The organism is Streptomyces sp. NPDC042336 (genome assembly GCF_055581985.1).
On the sequence record NZ_JBVJEA010000075.1, the window covers coordinates 1 to 4,330 of the forward strand.

The window sequence follows — 4,330 nt, forward strand, 5'->3', positions numbered from 1 at the left end:
TGAGAGCGACCCGGAGTACGTCCTGCTCGACGGAACCCTGGCGGAGTGCGACCGGGTCGGCGACAGCCGGGCCGACTACTCCGCCAAGCACCGCCTGCACAGAGTGAACCTGCAGCTGGTCACCGACCCGGCCGGCGCACTGCAACGGGGGATCCCCCGACCTCCTACATCGCCGTTGGAGCGGCCGTGCTATTGACAGCCCGATTCACCCGTACGAAGCACCTCTGCACACGAGACATCTATAGCGGCCCTAAAGACCCGCGATCGTGAGGCAGCGACGGTGGACTCATTGCCTCAGTGCCTGCCGGTGACACCACTTTCTCGTGCACACTCCCGGCCTTCGCCCCCTGGATGACACCCGAACCGATGGACCTAAGCTGCCGCTAGAAGCATAGGAAGCCAGTCTAATTTGCGCGGGTCACGGCGAGTAGTGCGGCGTCATCGGACAGGTGACCGCCGGTGTGGGCGAGCAGGTCTTGCCGTAGGCGCTTAAGCAGAACCTCCGGTGACTCAGAGTAAGGGAAGCTCCTCACTCGCTTGGCCAACGGGTAAAATTCACCCTGCGGCGAGCGCGCCTCGATCACCCCATCGGTGTACAGCAGAAGAGTGTCGCCCACTGCGTACTCGACCGTTTGGATGCGGACGCCGGTCAGAGACAGGTAGCCGAGGCCCAGGGGTGGAGCCGGGTCGCAGTGGGCGGTCGTCACTCGTCCATCTGAGTGAACGAGGAGCGGGGGTGGGTGCCCACAACTGATCATGCTTGCATGATCATGAGCGTCTGGCAGGTCGAGTAGCAAGGCGGTGACAAAGTGTTCGTCTTCCTGCCCCGGGCCCTCGCCGCCCTCCTCCAGGTCCCAGCCAATGCTCTCCTCCAGTATTAGGGCAAGTTCATCCAGGCGGGCGCAGCGTCTGGCAGCTTCCCGGAATGAGCCCAAAGCTGCGGACGCCTCCGAGATGGCGGGGAGTCCGTGGCCGCGAACGTCGCCGATGATCACGCGGCTACTGTCCGGACGGCGGCGAGTGACGGCGAAGAGGTCCCCGCCGAACTGTGTATCGTCCTCGGCTGTCAGGTACTGCCAGCCGATCCGTAGGGGTCCGACGCGCTCCGGCGGTGGCCTCAGCAGCACCCTCTGGGCCGCTTCGGCTACTCGCCTGGCACGACTGAGCTGCCGGGCACGCCGTTGACGCACGTAGCTGAAGAAGATCAGGAGTATCGATACCACGACGAGCGCGGACAACTGCCACAATCTGGCCGCCGACAGCGCGCTCCCGGTGAGGGAGGCCGCCACCATCTGCGCAGCGATCGCCACCAGCGCGACACCCGCCGTGAGCCGGGGTCCCGCAAAGGCCGTGGTCAACGCCGGCGCGACCACAAGCATGGGGCTGAGGTAGACCCCTTTGGGCGAGATGACATCGGCCAGGATGATGACAAGCACCAGGGCGACAGCGGCCCCAACCGCCATGCGAGCCGTACGGTCTGGTAGGTCCCCAGCTTGGAATCTGTCCATGCCGTGATTTTCGTAGATCTCCTACTCTGCCGCCGTTCGGACGGCCACTCTGTGCTTTACAGAGGACCGGTCCAAGCGCGTGTCTCCGAACCCAGAACTCTCCGGAATCGGCGAGGGTGCCCCTGCTGCTGGGGCGCAATGCCGACACCGGGAGGCGCTGTGTCGCCAGACCGCAGGCTGGGTGGCCCGCACGGGCTTGGCATCAGGGGTATCGGCCATGGAAGAGCCGACATCCCGTTGGGGTGCTCAGCTGGCCCTGCCGAGGCGGCCGCGAAGCCGCGGCGGCGGCAGAGCAACGCGGAGGACGATAGAGGCTCACTCAGGTCCGTAGCGGAGCCGCCGGTAGCAACCTGGTACACGACACCCCGTCCAGCGACCACTCCAGCCAGTTGTGGTGGGATGCGGGCGGGTCAGCGTGAAGGTGCCCGCCCGACTCACGCCCTTGACCCAGGTTTTCGTCGGGTAGTCCGAAGAGGTGATCTTCGCGGGAGCCGAGGAGACGCTGGCACCAACGGTGAAGGGCTTCCACGCGGTCGAGCCGTTGTTGCAGTGCGAGCCGTCGTACGGAGATCTCCGGAACTTGTACGTCCTACCGTTGGTCAGGACTCCGAACGGCACGGTCACCGATACCGGCTGCCCGGACGGCACAAACGGGGAGACTATGCCGTCCCCGACCTGCGAGTCGGTGGTGCTGTCGAAGATCTGGAAGGTGCCGTTGGCCTTGCCACCCTCGGAGTCGACGAACGTGTCACGCAGTGTCGGTGTGGTGGTGTTGACCGTAGACGCCGCTGTAGGAGCAGTACGGCTGGCCGACTTCCTGCTTGGTTCCCGTGCGTGGCCGGTAGTGGTACCCACCAGCTTCGGGTGACTGGAAGCCGCGTTGGCGGAGCTGACCCGCTTCCACCGGGCGACCACGGTCTCGTCGGTGGCGCGCAGCCCCATGTGACCGCGGTGGCCTTGGCTGACGCCCACCCCTGCACAAGTGTCGTGACGTTGGCATTGATCCACCCGTCAAGCTGCGTAGTGCACGAGTTGTTGCCGCGCGTCTCGGTGGAGGTCGCCTTCTTGGCCGTCATTGTCGGCCGGTTGGTCCACCGGCTGGACGTGGAGGCCGCGGGCGAGGACCAGACCTCCCACGGATACGCCTTGCAGTCCACATCGTTGCCCGAGCGCAAGTTCCACAGGGACAGCTTCGCGCGTCCAGGACCAAGGCGTCCTGGCTAGGAGACGGGTTTCACGAGATGAACGACTGCGCTGTACGCGGCGTGCCGTCGGCGTACTTCGTTCCCGGATTGCCCAGGTCGAGCTCCATGTCGCTCGACCAGTCGACGGTCTCATGGACGGATCCGGGCGCCCGCATCACGGGCAAGGGCAAGGTCCGTGCCCGCGATATGTAGAGCGGGCAGTGGTCACGGTGGCTACGGCTGTACGGTAACAGCGCTCAGGGGAGAACGGTGCGGTCCGGGACGGCACCGAGCCGGCGCGGGGCGGCCCTCCGATGCGGTCAAGGCCCGGTGAACGCAGGTGGACAGACGTCAGCCCGACTGCCCGACTGCCCGCCGGGCCGCCGGGCAGCCGGGCAGCCGGCAAGGTGAGTGCCATGGAACCCGCTGGGTTCGCCATCGCGGAGAGTGGCGAGCCGACGCCCTCTGAGGGCTGGTCCTCGGGGATGGCGTTGGCCAGGCTGGCCAACGCCGGGAGGCCGGCGTCGGACAGTTGCTCGAGCCAGTGCGCCAGCGGGCGGGCGTCACGGGCGGCGAGCATGGCGGCGAACCGACGCACCAGGCTATCGGTTCGTGCCAGTTCCCGGCAGTGGTCGAGCAGCCGACGGAGGGCCTCAGTGGTGTGGAGGTCGCGTCGGGATGGTGCGGTGGCGATCAGTGGGTGACCTGGCGGGGTGATGGCGGTCGCTCGCATGGGGGTGTCGATCGGCAGGCCGCGGCGTCATGGTGCGATGGCCATCTTGTCCCGTTGGTAGTGGCCGCCGTAGCCCTTGGCGGCGATCTCCTGATGCAGCACCGTCGCGGTGTGCTCGCCCTCCTCCCAGTGCTGCCTCAGATGGTCCCGGGTATGGATCAAGGCTCGTAGGCCGACGAGGCGGAACCCGGCGTACGCCTTCCTGCCAGGTGGCTGCCCGGGCGTACTTTCCCACGGTGCGGCGGTTCAGGCCCGACTCGTGGGCTACCGAGTTGAGCGAGCAGCCAGTGTCGGTGACCGCGTACACCGCTTCGAACACCCGCTTCGCGTGGCGGCGGGCGGGGTGTCGGCCTCGTCGGACGGCTCCGCCGGGCCCGTTGGCGGTGATGCGGCTTCGGGCTCGGGGACCGCAGCAGACAAGCATCCCCGGTGGGCCGCGGCAACATCGCTGACCAGGAGGTCGATGACGGCGGTGGTGTAGGCGTGGGCGGTGCCGACCGAGATGCCGAAGCCGGCGGCGACCGGCGCCAGGGTGTCGTGCTTGCGTAGGTACACCAGAGCAACGAGCGCGCGTTGGTGCGGCGGGAGCTTGCAGCGCCAGTCACCCTCGGGTGACGATGAGCGTGGTAACCCACTCGACCAGTGCATGAGGCAAGGCGAGTGTGGCAGGGAAGCGGGGGGCTTTACCGTCGAGTCGGGGGTGAGACGTCGACCGGCTCCACGGAGCCTGGCGTGTACGTGTGAGTGCGTGCCCCGTCGTGTCTGCCCGGTCCCGGAGTAGCCACCCGTTCTGATGGGTGCATGACCCATGATCGGCCGATGTACCGCGTCAAGCGGCGTCTGCTCGGCAGACCGCTCACCACCGAACGCGTCACTGACGAGAAACTGAGCAACCGGACGGCGCT

General features: G+C 67.0%; 2 protein-coding genes and 3 pseudogenes. 1 reads left to right on the forward strand and 4 read right to left on the reverse strand.

The window, feature by feature from the left end; translation table 11 throughout:
- A pseudogene (locus ACZ6IM_RS42235) lies at positions 1-142 on the forward strand (IS5/IS1182 family transposase); the annotation flags it as partial.
- A 262-nt stretch (positions 143-404) separates the two neighbouring features.
- Here the strand turns inward: ACZ6IM_RS42235 and ACZ6IM_RS42240 are convergent.
- From ACZ6IM_RS42240 to ACZ6IM_RS42255, 4 genes and pseudogenes are all read right to left on the reverse strand, one after another.
- Positions 405-1,436 carry a PP2C family protein-serine/threonine phosphatase gene (locus ACZ6IM_RS42240; protein WP_398916325.1) on the reverse strand — a complete coding sequence of 344 codons (1,032 nt, stop codon included), beginning with the start codon at positions 1,434-1,436 and terminating at the stop codon, positions 405-407.
- Positions 1,437-1,831: 395 nt separating this feature from the next.
- Positions 1,832-2,844 (reverse strand): annotated as a pseudogene (locus ACZ6IM_RS42245) (DNRLRE domain-containing protein); the annotation flags it as partial.
- 608 nt (positions 2,845-3,452) lie between these two features.
- Positions 3,453-3,587: a hypothetical protein gene (locus ACZ6IM_RS42250; protein ID WP_469564553.1), complete on the reverse strand. Its 135-nt coding sequence runs from the start codon at positions 3,585-3,587 to the stop codon at positions 3,453-3,455.
- A gap of 291 nt (positions 3,588-3,878) precedes the next feature.
- Positions 3,879-4,080: pseudogene (locus ACZ6IM_RS42255) on the reverse strand (helix-turn-helix domain-containing protein); the annotation flags it as partial.
- Between the last annotated feature and the right edge of the window lie 250 nt (positions 4,081-4,330).